This window comes from Pseudomonas sp. MDT1-17, from assembly GCF_054898105.1.
The window spans coordinates 3,388,470-3,401,519 of the sequence record NZ_JBUBVM010000001.1 but is presented as its reverse complement, the minus strand read 5'-3'; the positions used below and the strand labels follow the sequence as shown (position 1 = coordinate 3,401,519).

At 55.0% G+C, this 13,050-nt stretch carries 11 protein-coding genes and 2 pseudogenes; 6 read left to right on the top strand and 7 right to left on the bottom strand.

What is annotated here, in order from left to right:
• Window positions 1-9: 9 nt before the first annotated feature.
• The 3 genes from ACYZTX_RS15725 to ACYZTX_RS15715 all read right to left on the bottom strand — a co-directional run bounded on the left by ACYZTX_RS15725 (window position 10) and on the right by ACYZTX_RS15715 (window position 5,436).
• Window positions 10-2,073, bottom strand: a complete 2,064-nt coding sequence (locus ACYZTX_RS15725) for an autotransporter outer membrane beta-barrel domain-containing protein (protein ID WP_462034836.1) — start codon at window positions 2,071-2,073, stop codon at window positions 10-12.
• Window positions 2,074-2,326: 253 nt separating this feature from the next.
• Window positions 2,327-3,958: a hypothetical protein gene (locus ACYZTX_RS15720; protein WP_462034835.1), complete on the bottom strand. Its 1,632-nt coding sequence runs from the start codon at window positions 3,956-3,958 to the stop codon at window positions 2,327-2,329.
• Window positions 3,959-3,972: 14 nt separating this feature from the next.
• Window positions 3,973-5,436, bottom strand: a complete 1,464-nt coding sequence (locus ACYZTX_RS15715; RefSeq protein ID WP_462034834.1) for a hypothetical protein — start codon at window positions 5,434-5,436, stop codon at window positions 3,973-3,975.
• A gap of 240 nt (window positions 5,437-5,676) precedes the next feature.
• On the opposite strand from ACYZTX_RS15715, the gene ACYZTX_RS15710 reads away from it, so the two are divergent.
• The 3 genes and pseudogenes from ACYZTX_RS15710 to ACYZTX_RS15700 form a co-directional block, all read left to right on the top strand.
• The gene (locus ACYZTX_RS15710) at window positions 5,677-6,702 is read left to right on the top strand and encodes a LacI family DNA-binding transcriptional regulator (protein WP_462034833.1); all 1,026 of its coding nucleotides are present in this window, start codon (window positions 5,677-5,679) and stop codon (window positions 6,700-6,702) included.
• A gap of 77 nt (window positions 6,703-6,779) precedes the next feature.
• Window positions 6,780-7,270, top strand: a pseudogene (locus ACYZTX_RS15705) (AP endonuclease); the annotation flags it as partial.
• Window positions 7,263-7,853, top strand: a pseudogene (locus ACYZTX_RS15700) (sugar kinase); the annotation flags it as partial. The pseudogenes ACYZTX_RS15705 and ACYZTX_RS15700, both read left to right, overlap by 8 nt.
• 316 nt (window positions 7,854-8,169) lie before the next feature.
• Here ACYZTX_RS15700 and ACYZTX_RS15695 read toward each other — a convergent pair.
• From ACYZTX_RS15695 to ACYZTX_RS15680, 4 genes are read right to left on the bottom strand one after another with little or no spacing between them, the layout of a single operon-like run.
• On the bottom strand, window positions 8,170-8,643 hold the full coding sequence (locus ACYZTX_RS15695; RefSeq protein ID WP_462034832.1) for a DoxX family protein: 474 nt from the start codon (window positions 8,641-8,643) through the stop codon (window positions 8,170-8,172).
• Between the two features lie 33 nt (window positions 8,644-8,676).
• A complete protein-coding gene (locus tag ACYZTX_RS15690; protein ID WP_462034831.1) occupies window positions 8,677-9,441 on the bottom strand; it encodes an HvfC/BufC family peptide modification chaperone in 765 nt (254 codons plus the stop codon).
• Entirely contained in the window at window positions 9,438-10,292 is an 855-nt protein-coding gene (gene bufB / locus ACYZTX_RS15685; protein WP_462034830.1) for an MNIO family bufferin maturase, read from the bottom strand. Before bufB ends, ACYZTX_RS15690 begins: the two co-directional genes overlap by 4 nt.
• A 27-nt stretch (window positions 10,293-10,319) precedes the next feature.
• Window positions 10,320-10,595, bottom strand: a complete 276-nt coding sequence (locus ACYZTX_RS15680) for a BufA1 family periplasmic bufferin-type metallophore (protein ID WP_462034829.1) — start codon at window positions 10,593-10,595, stop codon at window positions 10,320-10,322.
• Between the two features lie 244 nt (window positions 10,596-10,839).
• Here ACYZTX_RS15680 and ACYZTX_RS15675 point away from each other — a divergent pair, with 244 nt between their 5' ends.
• From ACYZTX_RS15675 to ACYZTX_RS15665, 3 genes are all read left to right on the top strand, one after another.
• Entirely contained in the window at window positions 10,840-11,412 is a 573-nt protein-coding gene (locus tag ACYZTX_RS15675) for a sigma-70 family RNA polymerase sigma factor (RefSeq protein WP_462034828.1), read from the top strand.
• Window positions 11,409-12,050, top strand: a complete 642-nt coding sequence (locus ACYZTX_RS15670; RefSeq protein WP_462034827.1) for a DUF1109 domain-containing protein — start codon at window positions 11,409-11,411, stop codon at window positions 12,048-12,050. Before ACYZTX_RS15675 ends, ACYZTX_RS15670 begins: the two co-directional genes overlap by 4 nt.
• A gap of 815 nt (window positions 12,051-12,865) precedes the next feature.
• Window positions 12,866-13,009: a DUF1652 domain-containing protein gene (locus tag ACYZTX_RS15665; protein ID WP_462034826.1), complete on the top strand. Its 144-nt coding sequence runs from the start codon at window positions 12,866-12,868 to the stop codon at window positions 13,007-13,009.
• Window positions 13,010-13,050 lie beyond the last annotated feature (41 nt).

The following is a 13,050-nucleotide window of genomic DNA, read 5'->3' as shown; positions in this document are numbered from 1 at the left end:
AGGTGTGCTTCATGGATCGGATACGATGTGTTTACCAAACTCACCCGATACACTCGCGCCCAAATTGTTGTAATGACCCTCGGTTAACCCGCCGTCACTCATCGACACTCTGGCATCGTTTTGGAAATGATTGAGTTTGGCCACAGTATCCAGGTAGTAGCCGCTATCACCGAGCCAGGTACCGTAGAGGCCGATGGATGTGCTATCGATTTCGCCGGAGCTGCCGCGACTCAAGTCGAGATTCGACTTGCTGTAACCGGCAAAAACACCCAGCAATACTTGCTCGCCTGCAATCTGTACCGGGGTGTCGACCCCCATGGAAATCCCGTACTGGTTCTGGCTGTAACCATTCCCGTAAGCATTGTTGCTAATACTGTATCGACTACCGAAAGAGCGGACCCACCCCCCTGTTTGCCCCCCGTTGACACGTAAGTCCCCCATCCGGTTGTTCAATAAAACGGTCTCGCCATAGATCACCGTAGGCGCTACGGCGGAAATCGCCATTACCGCACGGGTCGGTGTGCTAACGACCTCTTTATCGGGTTGCAGGTACCAATTATCTCCTTCCTTGACCAGCCGATAAGTAAACGCTCCGACATCGATCCGATCGTTGACGAGGCCGTATTGAGCGCTTCCTGCGACGCTCTGCACCACCTTGATCGACGAGTCATTGACAGGATCAAGACCTGTGCTGGAGACCAGTAACTGATGATTGCCGGCAGCGCCGCCGGTGACGTTCAACAGATCGCTGATTCCCTTGTTGAAATCAGTGCCCATCTCAAATGTACCGCTGCCCGCGAGATTGGCCACGTTCAGCTGGAAGTATTCCTGATTCCCCCCCAGGCGCACTCTGCCGCCGTTGTTAAGTGTGAGGTTATTAACCGACTGGCTGTCAGTCATCTGCCACAGTGCCTGATTGCTGATGGTGAAATTGGCTACATTGTTCACCTCACCGATCAGGCTGGCACCGTTGGCCAACGTCAGGCCGGCAACACTGCCGGGCGCGGCAGTGACATTCCCGGTCATCACGCTCTGGTTGCTGATTGTGGCATTGGCTACCTCTTGCAAATTGCCGGTGAATGTAGACGCGTTGTCGATCACCACGCTTGAGGCGCCCAGCACGTTGCCGGTCATGCTCGCGCGATTGTTGAGGGTTGCAGAGGTAACGTTCTGTAAATCACCGGTCAACGACGCATTGTTTTGCAAGGTGACGTTGGCCGAACTGCCTGAAGCAACCACGACATTGCCAATCAAGTCACTGTTATCCACGAGAAAACCGGCCGAGGCGCCAGGGCCCACTTCAAGCAGCGTACCGTTACCAGCGATCAGGCTCGAGCCATTGCGTACTTCGATGTTGGCCACGGTGGGGAAGTTCGGCGCATTGATGCCGACCACAATGGCCGAGCCGCTCTGGCCTTCCACACGAGTACTGTCCAGCACGATCGTCGTTGGAATGATCGCTGATGCCTGTGTGTCAGTGCCCACGGTCAAGCCGTTGAGACCACCGGTAATCGTGCTACCAGTGGCAGACAATGAACCCTCAAGCATGCGAATCCCGAAACTGTTGGCGCCGGTGCCTTCGACGGTCGAGTTCTGAACGTTGAGTTCACTGAAACGGTTGCCCGCGATCCCGCCTAGCAAACCTCGAACAACAGCCTGGTTACGCAGGGTCACTGTGGAACCGCCGATACTTGAGACGCCTCGTACAGCCGATATGCCGATTCCTGAGACACTGGTCACCGTTGAATTGCTCAGGATGGCGTTGGCGTTCGTCAGGAAAATACCTTGGGCAAAACCACCTTCCCCTGCTGAGGTGACGCTCGAGTTGGTCAGGTCGATCACCCCACCCGCTGAACTGGTGATACCGAGCGTTGCGGCGCCGGAGCCAATGAGTGCGGCGTTGGCTTCAAGTTGCCAGTTCTCAAGGGGCGTATTGGAATCGATGGACTGAGTGGTGCCCGCCGGGACAGTGGCAGCCTGGATCAGTGATGAATTCAACACGAGGGACAAAAACGAAAATGTCCAGATGCCGATCGATGTTTTGGGAAATGGAAATTGCGGCTTTGACGACATAGTTGAGTCCTACTCGATTGCATTCCGTCAGGAACGAGTCTCCGACTCAAACTGTGAGCGAGCCGGACTAAAGCGGCCGCCAGACTACGGTTTACCTATCAAACCATATGTAGGACAAATCCTTGTGTATGTACGATTTATCCATTTTTATTGTGCGAGGCTCCGTATCTGAACGTAAAAGTCTTCGCTTCCACTGATGAAGACGACAACTAATGCCGCCATCATCAGTAGGAAGACTTACTTCAAGCATCCATTAAGGGGTGGGCTCAGGACGCTCTTGCTCGCAATACACCAGGCTCGAGTTCAAGAGCGCGACGGGAACCGTGACCTGAGACTCAATTCCGTTGACCGTATAAGCGATACGCGCATAACGGGTAGCGGGACGTTGGCCCGGGACGGGACTTGGTAACTGGATCTCTTTGATTGCCGTGTAGTTCGTCAGTCTGAACTCCAGGTCGCCGGTCGCCGGCATAGTCGCTGTAGCTTCGATGCGTGTATTGGGGATGGCAGGGGCACCCACCGCGTTGGTTACCCGGCCTTCAAACACCAGATCCACCGTGGCGCCCGTCGGGATATTGGCGTCGCGCCGGATTCTGATCCGCAGGTTGCGCGCCTGATAAGGCGGCATGGGGCCATTCGCCACGGCCGGGTGGTTGAGGCTCGGACAGTTGATACTGGTAACGACGCGCTCCGGTACGATCGTGTTAGCTGCCGTTCTGAAGGCTGAAACAATAATTTGTGGCACCGCCAAATTGATCACGATCGCCGTCACATCGACTTTTGTCGTAATCAGCTGTTTCATCACGTTGGCGCTGCCAGGGTACTCGATGGTCACGTAAGCCTCTCGGGGATTTCCGTTCGCGGCAGTGCCGTTCCCTTCAGCCCGAATCGTGTCCCACGGCAATGTAGTCGTGACCACCCTATCACCCGCACGCACAGGCACCGGATCGCCAACCTGTTTGCCTTGGTAGTAGAACTTGACAATTTCACGCCCTGTGACAGGTCGATCGAGGTCAGTCCACACAGGCCAGTTCATTATTGCAGCAATTCCTGCCTGCGCCGGGCCAAGCGTGTTGGGTGCCGGCACTGGTGTGCCTGCGCCCTGAATGACCACCGGAGAAATATTGGGGTTTTCCAGCTCCGGCAAGTTCGGTTGTTCCGGCCCGGCGTAAGCAAAGTCGACTACGCCAAATGCGGACGGCGAAACCGGAGTGGGCACAATAGTAGAGCGAGACAGTTCATACCAATACTCGAACTCCACGTCTTCGGCCCCGTTGGGATCTCCGAACACCTGTTCAAAAATCTCGTAATCGAGTTCGAATGTCAGTGGGCCTGGAGTGCCTGCGGGTGGAATCACACGCTCCGGCAAGGCAATAGGCGCACCTGCCTGGTCGGAGGTGATGTACGGGATGATCCGGTCACCGGGTAACGAGTTAAGTGGAAAATCGATTTCCATGATGGCTTTGGTCGGTGCAGGATGCACCGTCGAGAAGGTGATCGGCGTACCGCCGGCAGTGACCGGAATTCTTGGAGCATCGAGCACCGGTGCCGGTGTCCTGACCCTTTGGAATAGGGTGGTGATGGCTGCGTTATTACTGATGTTCCCCGGTAAGTCTTTGAGGTTGTAGGAGTAAAAGTACGTGCCCTCCGGCAGGCCAGCCAGAAACGCATGCGTAACCGTGACAACGCCACCAACGGGTAGAGGCACGTCTTTAACGGCTGCCTCCTCGCCCTGCATCAATGAAAAGGTTGTTTGCGTGGAGATATAGAAGTTGACTTTGTCGTTGCCCGCTTCAAATTTTTGATAAGCGGTGGGGATGGTCAGGCTCAGCCCACCGGCGTTGGCGGGGTCGTTCAACCAGGCGTCGTCGATGACGGCAGGCACCGTCCCCCCCATGGTCAGTGGCGTCGGCCTTGTGCCTGTACCATTGGGCCCACCGGGTTGCCGTTGGTAGGCGCGGTCAAGTCGACCAAGGCTTCGGCGAACGGCCCGGAGGTATCGCTGTTATCGAAGGCATCGTAAATGATGAATGCAAGTTCGTAAGGCGTGTACTCACCGTTCGCATCAAACCTCTCGATCAGTGACGTGACGGAAACATCGAACTCGATCGGAAATGTCCAATCCCCCCCAGGCGCGTCGGCTTTGAATTTGGTCTCGACGACATAAGTGGGATCGAATTCGACAGGGGTTACACCTTTCGGGAACAAATGAAGTTCGACTTTAGCACCACCATCGGGGCTTTTATCGTCAATATCGGCTAACTGCACCTTTATGATCCGGTCTTCCCTGAGTTGCTTATAAGTGAATCGCTTATCCGGCAGTAGGCCAACAATGGTTGGTGGTAACGCTAAAATGCCGACATCTGTTTTAACCTGCATATTCATTTTCGTACACTCCATCGATGAGTTAATTACTGAAACATCAATATTATTACTCAATGAAGAATCACGCGACTGCAGGCTGCATGCTCCTGGCATTGATGCTGTGCAACGTTCAACATGATTTACAGCATTTAAAGAGGTTGAAACTAACCCTCCCTGTGTAACGGGGCCACAAGACGCACTTTCACCCGGAACACCCCGATCTATCTTCACCAAGCCTGGTGACGACTTACCTAAAGCAACGCGATTTCGATAAAGCGTGTACTGGGCCACTGCCGATGCATTTTTTTCCATCGGTTTTATATGTTGTTCGTATTTATCGCTCTCCAGTATGAAATCGAATCCCTTGCTGGAACTGGCGTCTTCTTGCGTCAACCTTTTAGTAAGTTGCAGCGCCGTACCCGGAATCGACCCGACGCCATTCAGACTGGTGAAGCCCTCCCAATCCAGCACGCACTCATCATCCAGAACGAACCGCCCCGGTTGTGCGAGAACATGCACGAAAACCGACTCCCACAACTTCGGCAACGAGCTGCAATTGAGGTACCCCCACAAGGTCGCGCTCGGGAATGTCGGCTCAGCCAGATTGACGGGGATCGCACGCTTTACGGTGAATCGTTGGGGCATTGATGTATCGTCGTTACCGGTATCTTCGGCCGTTACCCGATACCGCAGGCTAATCTCTCCCTCTCGCTGCAGGTATTGCGCCGGCAAAAGGAAAAATGCCGGGATGGTCACTGGCACGGGAAACCGATTACTGTAGAAAAGCGTTTCCTGCGCGGCGCCCGGTTCAAGCACCCAGATCTCCAGCAGATCTCCATTGCCGGGTTTAACGGATGGTGCCTCCCACATCGGAATCAACAACTTCGCACCGACGACGGAAGCTTCGGGCGGTAGCAGACCGTCGGCTCCGACACCGTCAATTCTCAACGGCTCTGCCAATATTCCGATGTTTGCAACACCACTTATTGAAGAGTTCATCCACCGTTCTCCAGGTACAGCGCAAGCCTTCGATCTGAAAGAAATTAAACGTGGTTATTCGCTCGTCGCCTACTGTCACATATGACAGGTTTTGTGACCGTTCGTCGGACTTACGAGATCCATCTGCCTGGCGTGGGGCAAACAAGACTTGACGAGTTGTTGAGTTATGCTGCTTCCTGAAACCGGTTTCACAGCTGAATGATTGACCCTGAATAATTCCAATAAGAAGGCCGCCCATTCGTGAACGATTTCTCAGCTGCCCAACGCAGCCGCGTCACCATGCTGGACGTCGCCGAACACGCCAAGGTCTCCATGGCCAGCGTTTCGCGTTTCATTGGCGACGACCGCGCCCTGCTTTCCGATGCGATTGCCTTACGCATCGAGCAGGCGATCAGCGAGCTCGGCTATCGCCCCAACCAGATGGCCCGCGGCCTGAAACGCGGGCGCACTCGTCTGATCGGCATGCTGGTGGCCGATATCCGTAACCCTTATTCGATTGCCGTGATGCACGGGGTGGAAACCGCCTGCCGTCAGCACGGCTACAGCCTGGTGGTGTGCAACACCGACCGCGATGACGAGCAGGAACGCCAGCACCTGGCGCTGCTGCGCTCGTACAACATCGAAGGTTTGATCGTGAACACCCTCGGCCACCACCGCGACGAGTTGCGCGAACTGCATCGGGAAATGCCGCTGGTGCTGGTGGATCGCAAGGTCGAACAACTCGAGAGTGATCTGGTTGGGCTGGACAATTCGGCAGCGGTCGAACTCGCCCTCGCGCACCTTGAAGAGCGCGGCTATCGCGACGTGCTGCTGGTCACCGAACCTTATGACGGCACCAGTTCGCGGATCGAGCGGGTCAGCAGCTTCAAGGCGCAGATCGAGCAGCGTCCGACACTTCGCGGCACCCTCATCGAAACCGGTAGCGAACTGACCGCACGGTTGAAAACCTTCCTCGAAACGCCCGGCCCCGGCCCGAAAGCGCTGTTCTGCGCCAACGGCATTGCCGCGTTGGCCAGCACCCATTCGTTGCGTGAGCTGAAGTGCAATCTGTTCGAGGACGTCGGCCTGATAGCCCTCGATGATCTGGATTGGTATCCGCTGGTGGGGAGCGGGATTACCGCCCTCGCCCAACCGACGGCCGAGATTGGCGCGAGTGCGTTTGAGTGTTTGCTCAAGCGTTTGCGCGGTGATGACGGGCCGGTGCGGACCCTGGATTTTTCGGCGCGGTTGATTGTGCGTGGGTCGACTCTTGGGAATTTGCGGTGAATGTTATGGCCTCTTCGCGAGCAGGCTCGCTCCCACAGTGGTTACCCACCTTTTTTTGAACAAAAATGAAACCGGTTTCAGAGGTATACAATGCCACCCAGGCCCAAGGTCTCGAAAGTGTGTATTCCTCCCCGATGGAATTGTGGTTGGTTGGCCAGTCCAAACCCAATCCCGAACTGATCTCTGCGTTGCAGCGCGCCCAGGCATTCGGCGCCAAATGGCTGAAAGTGTCCCTGGGCTATTTCACCGACAACAGCGACCTTCAAACCCTGGCCCGCATATTGGGCAAAAGTGCCGTGCAGCTGTTGGTGGAAAATGATCAGCCCCTGCACGGTGGCCGCATCGAACCCTTCCAGCGCTTTTCACTGAAGTCGAGCAACATACCGCCTGCCGCCAGTGACTTGCATCTGTGGGAACAACTGATGCGGCACATGGCCCAAGGCATCATGCGGGCGGCGGAATATCCGCTTATCCGCTGCAAGGCGACGACCTGGTGCAGTTGACCACCGAGCATGTCGCCACCCTCGCCCGCCTCGGTCAATCCCGGTTGGAGAGCGCTAATGTCTGAGATCGATATTCTGTCGTTCGGCGAAACCATGGCAATGTTTGTCGCCGAACAGAACGGTGACCTGGCCGACGTCGGCCGTTTCCACAAACGCATTGCCGGGGCTGACAGCAATGTCGCGATCGGCTTGTCGCGGCTGGGTTTCAACGTCGCCTGGCTGAGCCGGGTCGGCGCTGATTCGCTGGGCCGGTTCGTCATCGACACCCTGGAAAAAGAAGGCCTGGATTGCAGCAACGTCGCCATCGACACCGCGCACCCCACCGGTTTTCAACTCAAGTCGCGCACCGACGATGGCAGCGATCCGGTGGTCGAGTAGTTCCGGCGTGGTTCGGCGTCGAGTCATCTGTCGCGGCAGTCGATCGCGCCTGAGTTACTCAACGCCCGGCACTTGCACGCCACCGGCATTCCCCCGGCATTGTCCGAAACGGCGCGGGAAATGTCTTTCGAATTGATGACCCGCATGCGTGATGCCGAGCGCAGCGTGTCCTTCGACCCGAACCTGCGCCCGAGCCTGTGGGCCAGCACGCAGCAGATGATTACCGAGATCAACCACCTCGCCGCCCTCGCCCACTGGGTGGCGTCGGGACGCATCATGGTTGCGGGCTCCTGATGGATATCGGGAACACAGCATCTGGCTTCAACTGACAGCTTTGAATGTGTACACAGTGGATCGCTTACGGTTTAAACGCTTGCCAGCAAACATCGTGGGTCTTCACCGTATAGGCAACCACTGTCATCTTGAAAGTTCGTTGGATGTGTCGGCCTTTTTACCGATGGTGCCGAACTCGATAGGCGCAGAAATTTCCTCAGCCTCCAGACGTTCAAACAAACGAGCGCGTCCACTTTTTCGACCATCATGTCGCCAAGAGGTGGCTATCCGAGACTGTATAGCAGTCAAAGCATCACTTGATGCCAAGTGGTCGATCCAGCGACATTGCACCTCCACCACGTGCGACGATGAGCAGTAGCAGGCCCGCCCAGGAAAAGTGCGTTGGCCAGGCGTCAGGGTAGACAAACACCTGGATCACAAAAGTCATGCCCAGTAACGCGAATGCTGATAGTCGGGAGAACAGGCCCAGCACAAGAAGCAGTGGAAACAAATGCTCACTGTAGGTAGCGAGATGCGCGGCCAGTTCTGGAGAGATGAATGGCAGTGAGTATTCTGTGCGGAATAGCTCATAGGTACTGGGTGTGATCGTCAAAAATCCACTGACTTTGGTGCGTCCTGATATAAAGAAAATGGCTGCGATGGATAGGCGAGCAACCAGCACCAATAGCGAGTCACCAATCATTAAGCCAAGTCGGTCTGCAATGCGGTTCCAAATGCCACGCAGAGATTTGTCGGCGGTGGACGAAGTATTTCGTATCACGCCCATGATGTGCTCCGTTGGTAAGTTGGTGTTAAGTCTTCACAAAGAGCGATGGGTGTTTACAGCGACGAACGCGTCGGCTCTGAACAAGCGGACAATGAGGTCTTCCAGATCTAAATCAGGCTGAACTTCAAGGGTTTTTTCTGCGGCCAGTTCAAGCGGCAGGTGTGCCGCGCAGGCGTCTAGAAATGTGCAATCCGCAGCACTGGCGGCCTCCCAACAAACCCGACCTTGCTTGCGCGTCAGAAGCGCTCCTTCGCCGCGCCAGTCGAGTTCATCAGGCATGTCCCGCTGTTCGCGATTGAAGCGCCAGAGGGTGTAGGCCGGGTGGTCTGGGAACCAGGCCCAACGGGAAGCGGCCCTCGGTGTGAGCCGGCTACGCGCCAAGTCCTTTTGGGACAGGCTCGCAAATGCGCGCGGATCAATGTCGGGCTCATCTTTAGCGCAATGGACTTCTGTCCAGAGCAGATCCAGGCGGGCGACGTCGCCCAGATAAGACATTTCTCGCGCATGCTCAAAAGCGTCGAGAAAATCCGGGAAGTCAGCGCCGTAGTGCAGCAATCGGGAATCCGTCGGTGGCGACTGCCGGGCATAGATCGCTGCAGCGGCCTTGAGCCACTCTGTACCGACCAAGCGCTCTATTGTGGGAAAGTTCGCGAGTAATGCGTCCGTCGATCCTTTCAATACCGTATTGCGGTACACCATAAAACCGGGCTGTTCGATTAGAGCAGTCATTCCGATCGAATTTCGCTCATATAACGCATCGACGAATGCATCCTGAAAGCTTTCGAGTGATGTGTTCATATCGTCACTTCCGATGGTTGCTTCTTCCCGATGCTCAACAGAGTCTGCGCTCTGTCTCGTTCAGCCAGCAAGACGTCGAATCCTGGGATATTGTCGTCGCGCTCGATCAAGGTCGGGCGCATGCCGATCCGTTCGATAACGCGTTGATACAGCAACCAGACGTCGTCAGCGATGGGAGCATCGTGAGTGTCTATCAGCAACCGCGTATCCCCCGGATCCACTGCGTGGCCTGCCAAATGGATTTCCACAATCGCCTTGGCAGGGAAGGCATCCAGATACGTCGCCGCATCGAAGCCCAGGTTATGCGCGCTGATGTGTACGTTATTGACATCCAGTAGTAACCCACAGCCAGTTCTCACGCTCAGCTCGGTCAAAAAGTCGAGTTCGCTGAATTCATGACCATCCAGGCGTAGGTAATGGGTGGGGTTTTCAATTGCGATATGACGTCCTAGGGCGTCTTGTGTACGTTGGATATTGCCTACGATGCGCTGCAATGCCTCGACCGTACGAGGGAATGGCAGTAGGTCAGGATGATACTGACCACGCCATGCTGACCAGGCTAGGTGTTCGGAAATCAATGCGGGCTGAACGTGATCGGCCAGTGCTTTCAGGCGCTTCAAATGCTTTTCGTCCGGCGGACAATCGGCGGCAAGTGAAAGTGAAACACCGTGCAGCGAAAGCGGGTGTTGGCTCCCAATCGCCTCCAGCCATGCGAGACGGGGGCCACCACCTACCATGTAGTTTTCCGGATGAACTTCGAACCAGAGACCCTCAGCCGTGCAGTCAAGCGCGTCTGGGTAATGGTGCGGTTTCAGGCCGAGTCCGGCCCCCATCTGGAATTCAGTTTTCATGATTGGTGAGCCCCCGTGGTATTACGATTACATAGGCGCGAGAGTGCCCATGCCTTTTGGTGTTTTGATGGAAGTACAAGTACCCACAGGAACGTTTTTCCAGGCATTAGGCTGGTAGTCCACTTTGGCGGTGCCTGCACAGGTGGTACCTGCGCCCGCCTTGCAATCGTTCTTTCCGGCCAGGGAAACGCCGTAACATTTCTCCATGGTGCCTGCTGCGGCAGGAGTCTCTGCGGCCATAGCAGCACCGGCAGCAAACGAAGAGAAGGCAACGGCGAGGGCGGCAAGTTTGAGATTGTTCATGGTTTGTCTCCAGATGATGGGGGTGGCGTCGCATCAGCGCTTGAGCACTTTGGTTGCGATCCAAAAGGTAGTTCGATGGCTTCCTATAACCGGTTACAGCGACCGCAAAATATTTCTCAGATCTGCAAAACTGATTCGCTTGTAACCTTATGCCGGTAACCGCATGTAAGATTCGCTGCCCGTCACCAACGCCGGCTTCGTGCATGAGCGAGATATTTTAATTTCCGTGTAACCCGAGCGAACGATGGAACGAACTACACATAACGACGTGCTGCGCAGTCGAGAGCTCCATCTTCAGGCTCTGTTTATCGCAGGACTGGACGGAGACGAACGGGCTTATCGCACGTTTTTATCGGAGTTAAGTGGTCATCTTCGCGGCTTTTTACGCTCGAGACTTCAGCAGCGACCTGGTGAAATCGAGGATTTGCTGCAAGAGGTTCTGCTGGCCGTTCATAATGCGCGCCAGACGTATCGGGCGGATCAACCGCTGACGGCGTGGGTTTTTGCCATTGCGCGCTACAAGCTCACTGACTTTTTCCGAGGGAAGTCACGTCATGACGTGTTCAACGATTCCCTTGACGATGCGGCAGAGCTATTTGCCGAGCCGCATCTTGAACCTGCGCAGGCCAGTCGCGACCTCAGCAGGCTGCTTGAGCAGCTACCTGAACGTCAGCGTCTACCTATCGTGCACGTGAAACTAGAGGGGCTGTCTGTTACTGAAACCGCTCGGGTGACGGGGTTATCTGAGTCTGCGGTAAAGATAGGCATACACCGTGGGCTTAAAGCACTGGCGTTAAGAGTTAGAGGTGCACGATGAATACTGATGATTTTATTTCCATGCTCGCGTCGGGTGTGGCCCCGGTTGACCATAGGACGCTCGCTAAGCGATTCAGCGGCGCGGTGCTGGCCGGCCTCTTGGGCGCCACTTTGCTCGTAATGGTAATAATGGGCGTTCGTCCAGATCTGGATCAGGTCATAGCAACACCGATCTTTTGGGCGAAAATCGCCTTTGCGCTTTGCCTGATGATCGGTGCGCTGAGCATGCTGACGCGGCTGGCAAGACCGGGTATGGCTCCGGGCTCCGGGAAGTTGCTGATCATTGCCGCAGTCGCAGCGGTGTGGGTCGGCTCCATCTATGTACTCATGGTGGCCGCACCTGACGTCCGCGTCGCGATCATCCTCGGCAATACCTGGCAAGTATGCGCACTCAATATAACCTTGCTGTCGATTCCAGGATTTATTGCCGTGTACTGGGCATTAGGCGGTCTCGCACCCACTCACCTGAAACTGGCGGGTGCCTGCGGCGGACTACTCGCCGGTGCAATGGCGACGATTGCATACTGTCTGCACTGCCCCGAGATGGAAGTGCCATTTTGGGGAATATGGTACTCACTGGGTATGTTGGTGCCGACTATGATAGGTGCGTTACTCGGACAGCTCTGGCTGCGCTGGTAGACAGTCAGGATAACGACAACAATAGTTAGGCCGGTTGCCATTAAGCACCCCGCAGAAAGTGAGGTGTTGTCTTGACTTTGGTCGCTCTGCCGCCGTCAGAAGTCAGTATCGAGAAGTTCCTTCATCTGGTCTATCACTCCAATCGGCGTTCTATTTACCTCGTGGTTAAAGAACTTTTCTGAGCCAGGGATTTGGGGAGCAACGGAACAGAAAGTCCACTTAAGCTCAGTTAGCTCGGTTTCGTGATCTGCCGACAGACCTGCCTGATCAGGTTTTTCATAGATCGCTCATCGACCTGCGCGCTACTGGATCTGGTCTCACTTACTCCCTGGCCGGGAGACTTGTTGTCTGAATAATCAGGATGAGAAAGGCATGGCCGAAGGGAGCTAGGCAGGACACTTCGACAAGGTGTGTTAGGGGTCATGCCGAGATAAGGGAAAAATCAGGACATCAGGCCTGTAATAACATGATTTATTTAGCTTTTAATGGATAGACATTTCGCACAAACAAAAGCGCTCGGAAGTAATGTCGTGAAAAAATCGGAAGTAATTCCTTGAATCACACCCTCTGCACCACATTCAACACTTTAGGGGCGCCTACAGAATTCGAAAAAAATCGTACGCTAAGACTTTGGTTGATAGCTTTCGACAACGATTTACCGTTGACCTAACAACAAAAGAGTCTAATCGTTGCTCGATGGTTACCTAAGCTTGATACTGAACCCGAAGCCAACTCTGTGGCCCAAAAAGGCGCAAATACCACGCCGACCTCACGACTAAGGCCTCTTAGCTTACCGTTGTTGAAAAGTGGCGAAAATGATATCTACATTAGAACTCCGGCATATCATCGAGCAAAGTTTCCTTCCCCTCTGCTATCAATGCACCGCTGACTCGCATACGTCGTTGACGGTGCGTATTTATCAGGGTTTGTACAAAAGATACCTCGCTAACTCGAGATAAACTGCCTGGTAAACCATCACCAGCAGTATGTAAAAAAACGG